Annotated in this window: 9 protein-coding genes and 1 pseudogene; 2 read left to right on the top strand and 8 right to left on the bottom strand. The window is 71.7% G+C overall.

Annotation, left to right across the window (positions count from 1 at the left end; translation table 11 throughout):
• Positions 1–108, top strand: a pseudogene (locus tag HHL19_RS36590) (GNAT family N-acetyltransferase); the annotation flags it as partial.
• Positions 109–132: 24 nt separating this feature from the next.
• On the opposite strand, the gene trxA reads toward HHL19_RS36590, so the two are convergent.
• The 7 genes from trxA to HHL19_RS36625 all read right to left on the bottom strand — a co-directional run bounded on the left by trxA (position 133) and on the right by HHL19_RS36625 (position 9,828).
• On the bottom strand, positions 133–465 hold the full coding sequence (gene trxA / locus HHL19_RS36595) for a thioredoxin (RefSeq protein ID WP_043222711.1): 333 nt from the start codon (positions 463–465) through the stop codon (positions 133–135).
• A 45-nt stretch (positions 466–510) separates the two neighbouring features.
• Complete coding sequence (gene trxB / locus HHL19_RS36600; protein WP_169094745.1) at positions 511–1,476, bottom strand: thioredoxin-disulfide reductase; 966 nt, start codon at positions 1,474–1,476, stop codon at positions 511–513.
• 183 nt (positions 1,477–1,659) lie between these two features.
• Positions 1,660–2,586, bottom strand: coding sequence for a hypothetical protein (locus tag HHL19_RS36605; protein ID WP_169094746.1), 927 nt, complete (start codon positions 2,584–2,586; stop codon positions 1,660–1,662).
• Positions 2,583–3,284: an RNA polymerase sigma factor SigM gene (sigM, locus tag HHL19_RS36610; RefSeq protein WP_169094747.1), complete on the bottom strand. Its 702-nt coding sequence runs from the start codon at positions 3,282–3,284 to the stop codon at positions 2,583–2,585. The genes HHL19_RS36605 and sigM overlap by 4 nt, the downstream gene beginning before the upstream one ends.
• A gap of 22 nt (positions 3,285–3,306) precedes the next feature.
• On the bottom strand, positions 3,307–4,998 hold the full coding sequence (locus HHL19_RS36615) for a protein kinase family protein (RefSeq protein ID WP_169094748.1): 1,692 nt from the start codon (positions 4,996–4,998) through the stop codon (positions 3,307–3,309).
• Between the two features lie 117 nt (positions 4,999–5,115).
• Positions 5,116–7,386 carry a murein biosynthesis integral membrane protein MurJ gene (gene murJ / locus HHL19_RS36620; protein ID WP_169094749.1) on the bottom strand — a complete coding sequence of 757 codons (2,271 nt, stop codon included), beginning with the start codon at positions 7,384–7,386 and terminating at the stop codon, positions 5,116–5,118.
• Between the two features lie 45 nt (positions 7,387–7,431).
• Positions 7,432–9,828: a DUF6049 family protein gene (locus tag HHL19_RS36625; RefSeq protein WP_169094750.1), complete on the bottom strand. Its 2,397-nt coding sequence runs from the start codon at positions 9,826–9,828 to the stop codon at positions 7,432–7,434.
• Between the two features lie 234 nt (positions 9,829–10,062).
• On the opposite strand from HHL19_RS36625, the gene HHL19_RS36630 reads away from it, so the two are divergent.
• Positions 10,063–11,505, top strand: a complete 1,443-nt coding sequence (locus HHL19_RS36630; protein WP_169094751.1) for a CCA tRNA nucleotidyltransferase — start codon at positions 10,063–10,065, stop codon at positions 11,503–11,505.
• 53 nt (positions 11,506–11,558) lie between these two features.
• Here the strand turns inward: HHL19_RS36630 and HHL19_RS36635 are convergent, their stop codons facing one another.
• Positions 11,559–12,818 (bottom strand): MFS transporter, encoded by a 1,260-nt coding sequence (locus HHL19_RS36635; RefSeq protein WP_169094752.1) that lies wholly within the window; start codon positions 12,816–12,818, stop codon positions 11,559–11,561.
• Between the last annotated feature and the right edge of the window lie 208 nt (positions 12,819–13,026).

The raw sequence follows: 13,026 nt of genomic DNA on the forward strand, positions 1-13,026 counted from the left end.
CTCCGGCTGGAGCTGCGGACGACGCTCTCCTGGAAGGAGGACGTCGAGATGGCGCTGGACCGGCTGCTCGGCGCGGTGCAGAAGGAGCCCGCGCTCCGACCGCTGTGAGGCGGAGACGTGAAACAGCGTGGGTCACTTCGCGGCGACGAAGGGCTCCAGGTCGCGCAGGATGGCCGCCTTCGGCTTGGCGCCGACGATGGTCTTCACGACCTCGCCGCCCTGGTAGACGTTGAGCGTCGGGATGGACATGACGCCGTACTTCGCGGCCGTGGCCGGGTTCTCGTCGATGTTGAGCTTCACGATCTCGATCTCGCCGTGCTCGGCGGCGATGGCCTCCAGCGACGGGGCGATCTGGCGGCACGGGCCGCACCAGGCAGCCCAGAAGTCCACCAGGACGGGCTTGTCGCTCTTGAGGACGTCCTCTTCGAAGGAAGCGTCGGTCACGTTCTTCAGGGCGCCGGCCACGGCGGCCTCCTTAACTTCGCGGGGTGTGGGTGAAGAGAGCTCGGGTCAGACCGCGGGGGTCTCGGCCAGCTTCTCGCTGTCGGAGAGAGCGGCCAGGAAGCGCTCGGCGTCGAGCGCGGCGGAGCAGCCGGTACCGGCGGCCGTGATGGCCTGACGGTAGGTGTGGTCGACGACGTCACCGGCGCCGAAGACGCCCGTGAGGTTGGTGCGGGTCGACGGGGCGGCGACCTTGAGGTAGCCCTCCTCGTCGAGGTCCAGCTGGCCCTTGAACAGCTCGGTCCGCGGGTCGTGGCCCACGGCGATGAAGAGACCGGTCGCGGCCAGCTCGCGGGTCTCGCCCGTCTTGGTGTCGCGCAGGGTCAGACCGGTGAGCTTCTGGTCGCCGTGGATCGCGGCCACCTCGCTGTCCCAGGCGAAGGAGATCTTCGGGTCGGCGAAGGCGCGCTCCTGCATGGCCTTGGAGGCGCGCAGGGTGTCACGGCGGTGGACGATGGTGACCGACCGGGCGAAGCGCGAGAGGAAGGTCGCTTCCTCCATCGCGGTGTCGCCGCCGCCGACGACGACGATGTCCTGGTCCTTGAAGAAGAAGCCGTCGCAGGTCGCGCACCAGGAGACGCCGCGGCCGGAGAGGGTGTCCTCGTTCGGCAGGCCGAGCTTGCGGTGCTGCGAGCCGGTGGTGACGATGACGGCCTTGGCGCGGTGCACGGTGCCGGCGGTGTCGGTGACGGTCTTGATGTCACCGGTGAGGTCCACGGCGACGATGTCGTCCGGAACGAGCTCGGCGCCGAAGCGCTCCGCCTGCGCCCGCATGTTGTCCATGAGGTCCGGGCCCATGATGCCGTCACGGAAGCCGGGGAAGTTCTCGACCTCGGTGGTGGTCATGAGGGCGCCACCGGCGGTGACGGCACCTTCGAAGACCAGCGGGTTCAGCGACGCCCGGGCCGTGTAGAGCGCGGCGGTGTAACCCGCGGGCCCGGAGCCGATGATGATCACGTTACGGACGTCGCTCACGGGTTTCTTCCTCGTCTCTGCAGACTGCCTACTGCCTACGGGGGCGGTGTCTCGGTCACTCTCACCCCACCCAACGGATCCTAAGGGGCGAGCATTCCCGAGAGCGCCGCGCGGCGCGTACATGAGACGGACAGTGAGACGACCGAGGGGCGGCCTAGGGGCGGCTCAGGGGCGAGGAACCGTTCAGGGCTTCGGGTAGGAGGCGGTCGTGAGCAGCTTCGCCGGAGTGTTCCCGGTGCAGGAGGCGTCGACGACATACGCCTCCACCCGGCTGCTGTCCTCGGGGTCGGGGAGCACCAGGAGATAGGCGGAGGTGCCCTCGTACTCGCCGCGCTCGGACGCGAGGACGGCGTCCTGCCGTCCGGTGCCCGCGCGGACGCAGTCGGGGAGAGCTCCGTCGAGGTTGCGCTGGGCGACGCCGGCGCTCTCCGTCGTCTCCGCAGAGAGCGACTCGGGCCGCTCCCCCTTCGGGGCCCGTGCGGCGGGCCCGTCGCCGCGGAGGAGGCTCTCGACCCTGTCCTCGACCGATTCCCCGGAGAAGGCGCCCAGCGGCGCGCTCGCGGCGGTGTCGGCCGCGGTGCCCTTCGTGTCCGCGCCGTTCTGCGTGAGCGCGTAGAGGCTGACGGCGCAGACGGCGGCGACCAGGGTCCCGGCGAGACCTGCGAGGGCGGCGATCCGGCCGCGGTGACGGGTGCGCCCCCGCCCGGGGCCGGTGGCGGCCCGAGGAGCCGGAGGACGCCCGGCGGCGGGGCGGGGCTGGGGAGCCGGGGCGGCTGTTTCACGTGAAACAGCTGCCTTCTCCGTGGCCGTGGTTTCACGTGAAACAGGCCGGGGCGCGTCGGGGGCGGTGGCGTCGAGGAGTGCTTCGGCGGCGAGAGCGGCGTCGATCCGGCCGGCGATCTCGGCGGGCATGCGGGGAGGGCCCGGAAGGGTGCCCAGGAGCCCCCGGATCTCCTCCAGGGAACTCCGGACGTCGGCACAGAGCGTGCAGCCGTCGAGATGCCTGCGGACGGTCGCGGAGCGGCTCGGGGAGAGCAGCCCCTCGGTCAGGTCGGAGATCTCCGAGACGTCCGGGTGCTGTGCTGTGTCGGCCTTGTCGGTCGTGGTCACGCGCGCCCACCTCCGCCCTTCACAGCAGTTGGATCGGTCGGTCCTGTTTCCGTCGGCTCCGACACCGGTGGGACGGATGCCCCCGGCGTCCGGTTCCTTCCCCCCTCGGGGGGCTCGTTACCCACGGTGTCGGCGCGCAGATGAGTGAGCATCGGCAGCAGCCGGGCCCGACCGCGTGCACAGCGGCTCTTCACGGTGCCGGTGGGGACGCCGAGGACACGGGCGGCCTCGGCGACGGGGTATCCCTGCATGTCGACGAGGACGAGGGCGGCGCGCTGGTCGGGGGCGAGGGTGGCGAGCGCCGCGAGCAGCTGCCGGTGGAGGTCCTCGCGCTCGGCGGGCGCCTCGGCGGACTCGTGCGGTTCGAGGAGCTGCTCGAAGCGGGCGGTGTCGTCCACCGGTGAGGTCCTGCGGGTGACGGTCTTCCTGAGGCGATCCAGGCAGGCGTTCACGGTGATGCGGTGGAGCCAGGTCGTGACGGCCGACTGGCCCCGGAAGGTGTGGGCGGCCCGGAAGGCCGAGAGGAGGGCGTCCTGGACGGCGTCGGCGGCCTCCTCGCGGTCTCCCAGGGTCCGGAGCGCCACCGCCCACAGTCGGTCGCGGTGGCGTCGTACGAGCTCACCGAAGGCGTCCGGGTCCCCGGCGACATGACGGGCCAGGAGTTCCCGGTCGTCTGCGGCGTCTATCGGACGGTCCAACGGTGAGCCCCCTCCCCTGTCGTCAGCCCATGACCTTGACTTCGGACAGCTGGCCGCGGAACTCGCCGTCGTTCAGGGGCAGCTTCGTCAGCCAGACCAGAACGTAGCGGGTCGTGGCCGGCTTGCTGAGCTTCAGTTTCAGCTCGGTGCCGGCATCGGACGCCTGGGTGGTGAAGCCGTTCGCCGTGGACGGTGCCGTGGAGGCGTCCTCGGGCGCCGTGCGGATCTCCACCGAGGTGTGTCCGATGAGCGAGAGGTCGACCTCGCTGACCTTCTGCGCCGATCCCAGGTCCAGGACGATCCCGACGCCGTCCTTCTGATTGCCGAGGTTGGCGGTCGTGTAGTTCTTGGTGTGCCAGTAGGTGCTCGGGTCGCCGTCGAGGGCGTTCCGTACCGCCTCGGGGTACTCCTCGCCATTGCCCTCGGGGAAGGGGTCGAAGTCCTTGGCGGAGGCGATCGTGACCGGCTTCGGCGGCGCGGGCTTCTCGTCGACCGGAGTCTGGACGACCGGCTTCTCCTCCTTGGGCTCCGGCTTGAGGAGCCGGTCGGCGATCTGCCAGCTGCCGAGGCCCAGGGCCGCGATGAGGAGGGCGCCGACGGCCCACTTCAACGCCTTGCCCGTGCGGCTCTCCAGAGGGGCCGGCGGGGCCGGGAGGGGCTGGGTGACCACGGGGCGCGGCTGGGGGCGCCCATAGGTGCCCTGCTGGTAGGTGGTGCGCTGGTATTCGGCGGGGGCGGGGAACTCCGGCTCCGGCGGCTTGACGCGGGGCATCGCGGCGACGGCCTTGGCGAGCTCGTCCGGCGTGGTGCAGGGCGGCTCCTGACGGGACGCCGTGGCCCCGTCGTTGGCGAGGGCGCGCATGGCGATCTCGGAGAGGCCCCGGTGGACGCCGGCGCGGACCTGGTCCGGCGGGATCAGGCCGACGCCCTTGGGGAGCCCGGAGAGGCCGTAGGCGTCGCTCTCGTACGGCCAGCGCTGGGTGAGCGCCGCGTAGAGGAGGGCGCCGATGGCCTCGGTGTCGGTCCGCTGGGGGCGGTCGGCGGTGATGCCGCGCAGGGCGGCGTTCACGGCGAGGCCGCGGATGCGGTACTGGCCGGTGGAACTGCGCAGGACGGCGCTCGGCGTGAGGCGCAGGTGCGCCAGGCCCTCGCGGTGCGCGGCGGCCATGGCCTGGGAGATCTGGGAGACGAGCTGGTAGGCCTCGTGGGCCTGGAGCGGACCGTCCGCGAGGAGCGCGGTCAGCTCGGTGGCGTCCGGAAGCCACTCGTGGACCACGTAGACGAGGTCGTTCTCCTCGACCGCGTCGAGGACCTGGACGAACCGGGGGTCGCCGAGGAGCGCCGCCGAGCGGGCGGCGGCCAGGACGGAGCGGGCGCGCGGATGGTCGGCCGGCAGCAGGTGCACGCCGACGGCCCGCCGCAGTTTCTCGTCGACGGCGCGCCAGCTGCTGAAACCGTCCAGACGGGTGACGCACTCCTCCAACCGGTAGCGCCGGGCCAGTTTGTGACCGCTGTGCAATTCGGGTGGAGCGAGGGAGGGCTGCTCGCCGTTCTTCCGTTCGACCGCCTTCTGCTCGGGGGCCTCGGAGGGCTCCTCCGCCGTCTTTCGTTCTTCCGCCACCCCGTCGGTCGCGGCCGTGTCCGCCTGCGCGGTCAGCGGGTCGTCACCGCTGTTGTCGGCCACGTCGACGGCAGCCGTGCTACGTTCCGCCACCGTCGTTCCTGCCTCCCCATCCGTTGCGCCACATCCAACAGCCAAGCCAATTGTGCCCACAGTCGGACGCTGTGCACGACACACGGGTCCCCCCGAAGGTTGTCCTGGGGGGTGGGATCAGCGTCCGAGACGGCCCCGCACCATGCCGACGAGGGTGTTCAGTTCGGTGATCCGCATGCGGCGGGCGGCGACGAAGAAGACCCCGAGGAGCACCGCTCCGCCGACGACGAGGGCGACCAGCGAGCCGAGGGCGCCCTCACCGAGCAGCTTCAGCAGGCCGAAGCCGACGGCCCCGGACAGGACCGCGGCCGGCAGGGAGGCCATGCAGAGGCGGGCGTAGGTGCGCATCACCTGGGAGCCGTCGAGGTCGCCGCCGAGGCGGTTGCGCAGCCGGCGCCAGGCGATCCCGACGCCGACGGCGTAGGCGAGGCCGTAGGAGGCGGCCATGCCGACGACGGCCCACTGGGCGGGCAGCAGGACGTAACAGAGGGCGGAGGCCGCCGCGTTGACGGCCGCGACGATGACCGTGTTGTAGAAGGGGGTGCGGGTGTCCTCGTAGGCGTAGAAGCCGCGGAGGACGACGTACTGCACGGAGTACGGGATCAGGCCGAGGCCGAAGGCCATCAGGATGAAGCCCATGCCCTGGGCGGCCTGGACGCCGCTGGAGGCGTACAGCAGGGTGCACATCGGGACGCCGAGGGCCAGGAAGGCGAAGGCGACCGGGACGATGGCGACGGCGGAGTTGCGCAGGCCCTGGGAGATGTCGTCGCGGACGGCGCCGGGGTCGTCGTCGCTGGCGGCGCGGGAGATCCGGGGCAGCAGGGCGGCCATGACGGAGACCGTGATGATGGCCTGCGGCATGCCCCAGATCAGCTGCGCGTTGGAGTACGCGAGGAAGCCGGCGCCGTTCTTGCCGGACTCCTCGCCGGCCGCGGTGGCGAGCTGGGTGACGACGAGGACGCCCGCCTGGTTGGCGAGGACGAAGAGGACGGTCCACTTGGCGAGCTTGACGGTCTTGCCGAGGCCGTGGCCCTTCCAGTCGAAGCGGGGCCGGAAGCGGAAGCCCGTCTCGCGCAGGTACGGGAGCATCGCCAGCGCCTGGACGACGAGGCCGAGCAGGGTGCCGATGCCGAGGAGGCGGATGCCCTCGTCGGGGATGGTCTGCACGCCCATGTGGGACTCGGCGGAGGTGCCGTAGACCCAGATGAACAGGCCGAAGGTGACGATCATGACGATGTTGTTGAGGACCGGGGTCCACATCATCGCGCCGAACTTGCCGCGGGCGTTGAGGATCTGACCCATCACCACGTGCACGCCCATGAAGAAGATGGTGGGCAGGCAGTAGCGGGCGAAGGTCACCGCGACGCTGTTGGCGGCGGCGTCGTCGGCGATGGTGTTCGACATCAGCCGGATCAGGACCGGCGCCGCGAAGACGGCGGCGACCACGATCAGGCCGAGTGCCACCATGACGAGGGTGAGCAGACGGTTGGCGAAGGCCTCGCCGCCGTCTTCGTCGTTCTTCATCGAGCGGACCAGCTGCGGCACGAAGACCGAGTTGAGGCCGCCGCCGACGGTGAGGATGTAGATCATCGTCGGCAGGGTGTACGCGATGGTGAAGGTGTCGCCGAGCAGCGCGGCGCCGAGCGCGCCGGTGATGACCAGCGAGCGGACGAAGCCGGTGAGCCGGGAGACGAGGGTGCCGGCGGCCATCACGGCGCTCGACTTCAGCAGCCCGGAGGCGCGGCCGCCCTTCTTCGGCGGGGCGGGCAGCGGGTCGGGCTCCGCGGCGGGGGCGGGCACCTGGCCCTGCTGGTCCCGGTAGAGGTGGGCGAAGGCGTCCTGCTCGGGCCGCTCGTCCTCGCTCGCCCGGGTCACCAGGTCGTCGACGCCGGTGAACTGCACGGTGCGGGCGTCGTCGCCGTAGGGGAGGTGGCGGGACGGGCCGTCGGGCTCGGGCGCCGGGGTCTGTGCCCAGACCCGCGGGTCCGGGGCGTGCTGGGGCGCGGCCGGCTGCTGGTAGAGCGCCTGCGGGTCCTGGTACGTGCCCGGCGGGGGCGGCGGGTGGGCGGCGCGGTCGTAGAGCGCCTCGCCCACCGGGTCCTGCGCGGACAGGTCGCGCGCCCGGTACGGGTCGTGGGCGTAGGCGTCCTGGACGTAGGGGTCCTGGGCGTACGCGTTCTCGGAAGGCGGGTTCCCGGGGTACGCGGACGGCTCCTGCGGCTGGGCGCCGTAGGGCTCCGTCCCGTACGGGACCTGCGGCGGGTACCCGGGGTGCTGCCCCTGCGGGAGCGGCTGCCCGTCCGGCCCGACGGGGGGAACGGGCATGCCGCCGGACGGTGCGGCGCCGCCCGCACCCTGGCCGCGCTCAGCGTCGTACGGCGCGTTCATGGTTACCCCACCTCATCGTCCCCGGCCGACCGGCCACGACATCGCTCAACGGTCCACTTTCTCACCCGGGCCCGACGGGTCGCCGCTTTCGGAGCCGGTGTCCGCGTCCGGGTCACTCGGCTGCCCGGCTCCGTCCGCCGTGTCGCTCTCGTCCCCGGCCGTGCTCCCGGCCGCCGTCTCCGCCTCGGTCTCCGCCTCGGTCTCTGCCTCTGCCTCGGCCTCGCTCGGGGCGTCGGCTTCGGATTCGGTGTCGGCTTCGGCTTCGGCGGCGCGGGCGGCGAGGCGCTTGCGCTGGCTGTACATGCGGACGCCGGCGAGGACGAGGAGCAGCACACCGCCGGCGATGACCAGCATCACCGTCGGGGTCATCTCCGAGACCTTCACGGAGAAGGTCATCGGGGAGCCGTAGGGCGTGCCGTCCACCGTGTACAGCTGGGCGGTCATCGAGACCTGGCCGTTGGCGTTGGCCGAGGCGGGGAACTTCACCGACTGGCTGTGCCCGGCGCGGACCGTGATGGGCAGGTCGGCCGAGGTGTCGCCGTCGACCTTCAGCCGGGTGCCGTTGCTGGAGGTCAGCCGCAGGACGAGCCCCTCCACGTCCTGGAGGAGCTTGTTCTGCACCGTGACGGGGATGGTGGCGCTGCGCCCCGAGAGGGTCAGGGCGGACTTGTCGACGAGCACCACGCTCTTGGTGAGGCGCCGGAGGACGTCCTGGACGTCGACCCGGTAGATCGCCGCCGCGGTGGTCCGCCCGCGCCAGGAGGTGGACATCTCGCGGTTGATCGCGGTGCCCACCGGCGGGACGACCCGGGTCGCGTCGCTGAGGATGACCTTGAAGTCGTCCAGCTCGTCGCCCGTGGTCTTCATGTCCCGGAAGGCGTCCACCGGCAGCTCGCTGTCGCGGAGCTTCTTCGGGTACTGCGAGGCGCGCGGCACCCTCGTGGAGGCGTCGGGGTCGGGCTTGGCCGCCGCCGCGGCGACCAGGTCGAGCGGCTCGGTCCAGCGCTTGGCGCCGAGCCCGCGCACGGCCGCCGCCATCGCCTGGGCCTGGGACACGCTCGGCTGCCGCTGCGGGGCGACGACGACGCTGCGCCGGTCCTGAGGCTGCTCCAGGGTGATCGCGAGGGTCTGCGCCAGGAACTCCTGGACGGCGAGCGTCGACGTCTCGGCGCGGACCATGTCGCCCTGGAAGGCGGTCGACAGCTCCGCGTCGCTCACCACCGCCGTGGCGCCGCCGCCGATGGGACGGGCCGCCGTGGGGGTGTACGAGAGGTCGTCGTCCTGGATGCTGTCGCTGCGGGCGATCACCTTGCGGGCCCCGGCCGAGGTCGCGACCGCCATGATCGAAGGGTCGACGGCCCCCTCGACGGGCCAGGCGAAGTCGGTGGCCGGCTGGACGTGGAGGATCGTCTCCACGGTCGACCCGGCCAGCGCCGTCGCCGACTGGAGGTGTCCGAGGGACCCGGGGACGGCCTTGCCGCGGTGGGCGAGGGAGGCGAGGTCGGGGTCGGCGAAGGGCAGCGCGACGACCTTGCGGCCCTGCACGGCCTTCTCCAGCTCCCCGAGCCAGCGCTCGGCCAGCTTGCGGTTCGCCTCGGTGCCGGCGGTGTGCCCGGTGCCGTCCTTGACCCGGTAGCCGTTGGCCATGGCGTCGACGGAGGCCAGCAGGTCCGGGTCGATCACCCAGGTGACCGCGAGGTCCTTGCCCAGGGTGACCATCTGGTCGAGCCGGCCGCCGGGGCGCAGCTCCTCGACCAGCTCGTCGTCCTGGAAGACGGGGCTCTGCTGTTCGTCCGAGGCGGTGTCGGCCGAGATGTGGGCCGAGGAGACCAGCGGCCAGAGGTAGGTGAGCTGGGTCCGCTTGGCGGTCGGCTCGGGCTGGTACGGCAGGAAGGTCCGCTCGATGCCGAGGACGCGGTTCCACCGTGCGTCCGAGGTCTGCCCGGTGAGGGAGACGCCCAGCTGGTAGACGCCGCCCTCGTCGCCGAGGTCCAGATCGGCGACGGGCACGGAGATCCGGAAGTCCTGGGGGACGCCGACGGCGAGGCGCTTGATCTCGATCTCCGGGGAGTCCAGCGGCCGGGGGTCGCTGTCGGAGCGGAAGCCCTTCCGGCGGGCGACCTGGTCGATCTCGCTGCGGCTGTCCATCCGCGGACCGACCCGCAGGTTCACGGTCGCGTCGGTGATGGTCCGCTTGCCGCGGTTGGTCAGCGTGCCCGTGACGGTGACGGTGTCCCCTTCGACCGGGGCGCTCGGCGTCAGCGTGTCGATCGACACATCGACCGTCCGGGAGACCGGGGTCTCCTCGGCCGCCTGGGCCGCCGAGGGGTTCTGGAGCAGACCGGCGAGGAGGGGTGCCCCGACGGCCACGGTGAGCGTGCGCCGTAGCCATCGGCGGGCAGGTGAGGGACCGGTTCCCTGGAAAGCTGCCGCCTCAGCCACGCGTTCGCCCGTCCTCGTCGTTGTCGGTGGTGCCCGTGATGCCAGTGGTTCCCGGTTGCTGTGTCCAGGCATGGTAACGAGGCATGACGGGGCCGAGTGCCGGGGAGTCCTCCAGCCGATGACGCCGGAAGAGGCCCTTTTCACAAGAAGCTCACACACGGCTCCCGACCGGACGCGGCGGGCACGGGAAAACGAGGGCGCCGGGGCGGAGCGGGGCACGTACCCTTTTCTGTTGTGCCGAACGCCAACGAAGACACCTCGACCGAACTGAGCCAGGTGCAGCGCCGCGCCGTCAGCGAACTGCTGCGTGTGGCCCCTGTCGCCGACGACCTCGCCCGCCGCTTCCAGGAGGCCGGATTCCGCCTCGCCCTGGTCGGCGGCTCGGTACGGGACGCCCTCCTCGGCCGGCTCGGCAACGACCTGGACTTCACCACCGATGCCCGCCCCGAGGACGTCCTGAAGATCGTCCGTCCCTGGGCGGACGCCGTGTGGGAGGTCGGGATCGCCTTCGGCACCGTCGGCTCGCAGAAGGACGGCTACCAGATCGAGGTCACGACGTACCGCTCCGAGGCGTACGACCGCACCTCCCGCAAGCCCGAGGTCTCCTACGGCGACTCCATCGACCAGGACCTCGTCCGCCGTGACTTCACCGTCAACGCGATGGCCGTGGCCCTCCCCGAGAAGGAGTTCATCGACCCGTACGGCGGCCTGGAGGACCTCGCCGCACGGGTCCTGCGCACCCCGGGCACGCCCGAGGAGTCCTTCTCCGACGACCCGCTGCGCATGATGCGGGCGGCCCGCTTCGCGGCCCAGATCGACTTCGAGGTCGCCCCCGAGGTCGTCACCGCGATGACGGAGATGGCCGACCGGATCGAGATCGTCTCCGCCGAGCGCGTCCGGGACGAGCTGAACAAGCTGCTGCTCTCCGCCCACCCGCGGAAGGGCCTCGGCCTGCTCGTCGACACCGGCCTCGCCGCCCACGTCCTCCCGGAGCTGCCCGCGCTGCGTCTGGAGAGCGACGAGCACCACCGGCACAAGGACGTGTACGAGCACTCCCTGACCGTCCTCGACCAGGCGATCGACCTGGAGGAGAACGGCCCGGACCTGGTGCTCCGGCTCGCCGCGCTCCTCCACGACATCGGCAAGCCGCGCACCCGCCGCTTCGAGAAGGACGGCCGGGTCTCCTTCCACCACCACGAGGTGGTGGGCGCGAAGATGACCAAGAAGCGCATGACCGCGCTGAAGTACTCGAACGAGCTGGTCAAGGACGTCTCGCGGCTCGTGGAGCTGCATCTGCGCTTCCACGGCTACGGCACCGGAGAGTGGACCGACTCGGCCGTACGCCGTTATGTCCGCGACGGCGGCCCGTTGCTCTCGCGCCTCCACAAGCTGACCCGCTCGGACTGCACCACGCGCAACAAGCGCAAGGCGTCCGCGCTCTCCCGCGCCTACGACGGCCTGGAGGAGCGCATCGCCCAGCTCCAGGAACAGGAGGAGCTGGACTCGATCCGGCCCGACCTCGACGGCAACCAGATCCAGGAGATCCTGGAGATCAAGCCGGGTCCCGCCGTCGGCCAGGCGTACAAGTTCCTGCTTGAGCTGCGCCTGGAGAACGGCCCGATGGAGTACGAGCAGGCCGTCGCCGCGCTCAAGGAGTGGTGGGCCGCGCGCGACTGACCCCGCGCCCCTGTTTCACGTGAAACACCCCGAGCGGTGTTTCACGTGAAACGTCACCGTTCCTGTCCGGCCCCGCGCAGGAGCAGGGCGATGCCCGCGTATCCGGCGGCCACCAGCACGATCAGCAGCGGTGAGCGGCCGTCCGGCGGCAGCATCAGGGCGGCGACCCCGGCCGCCGCCACGAAGGCGACGTTGAAGAGCACGTCGTAGAGGGAGAAGACCCGGCCGCGGTAGGCGTCGTCCACGCTCGTCTGCACCACGGTGTCGGTCGCGATCTTCGCTCCCTGGGTGATGAGCCCCAGGACGAAGGCGGCGACGAGGAACGGCGTGGGCCTGAAGAACAGGGCGAGCGCCGGGACGAGGACGGCGGCCGCGGCCGTGCAGAGGACCATCCAGCCGAAGGGCCCGAACCGGCCCACCGCCCAGGGCGAGAGGACGGCGGCGGCGAAGAAGCCCGCGCCCGAGGCGGCGACGGCGATCCCCAGAAGTCCGAGCCCCTCGGACTCGGTGGTGCTCCAGGCGTACCGGCAGAGCATCAGCACGGTCACGAGCAGAGCGCCGTAGCAGAAGCGCATCAGCCCGACGGCGGTGAGCGCCCGGGCGGCCTGCCGGCGCTCGGAGAGATGGCGCAGGCCGGCGACGAGGCCCCGGGCGGTGGAGGCGAGCGCCGTGGAGAGCCGGCCCGGCACCTGGTCCGGGTCGGGGCCGAGCAGTGCCCGGGCGATCCTCAGCGAGGCGAGGGCGGCGCAGAGGTACAGCACGGCACCGAAGGCGACCACGGCGGCGTCGGACTCGTCGGCGAGCAGCCGGACGCCGAAGGCGAGCCCGCCGCCGACGGTGGCGGCGAGGGTGCCGGCGGTGGGCGAGAGCGAGTTGGCCACGACCAGCCGTTCCTCGTCGACGACCCGGGGGAGGGCGGCCGAGAGCCCCGCGAGCACGAAGCGGTTGACGGCCGTGACGGAGAGGGCGGAGGCGTAGAAGAGCCAGTCGGGGACCGAGGCGAGGATCAGCACGGCGGTCCCGCCGGCGAGCAGGGCGCGGAGCAGGTTCCCGTAGAGGAAGACCTGGCGGCGCTGCCAGCGGTCGAGAAGGACGCCGGCGAAGGGGCCGACGAGGGAGTACGGGAGCAGCAGCACGGCCATGGCGGAGGCGATGGCGGCGGGGGTCGCCTGCTTCTCGGGGGAGAAGACGACGTACGTGGCCAGGGCGACCTGGTAGACCCCGTCCGCGCACTGGGAGAGCAGCCGGACGGCGAGCAGGCGCCGGAAATCGCGCAGGCGCAGCAGTACGCGCAGATCACGTACGACGGACATGGCAGCAAGACTCACATACGGCGAGGGTCCCCGGGCAGTGCCGCGGGGACCCTCGTCAGGTGAAACGCATCGGACCTCGGAGGGTCAGCGCTCGACCTCGCCCTTGATGAACTTCTCGACGTTGGCCAGGGCCTCGTCGTCGAAGTACTGGACCGGCGGGGACTTCATGAAGTAGGAAGCGAGTGTCAACTCGCCTTGCTGGAGTTTC

Origin of the sequence: Streptomyces sp. R302, assembly GCF_012927245.1 — a bacterium.
Taxonomy (GTDB): Bacteria; Actinomycetota; Actinomycetes; order Streptomycetales; family Streptomycetaceae; genus Streptomyces.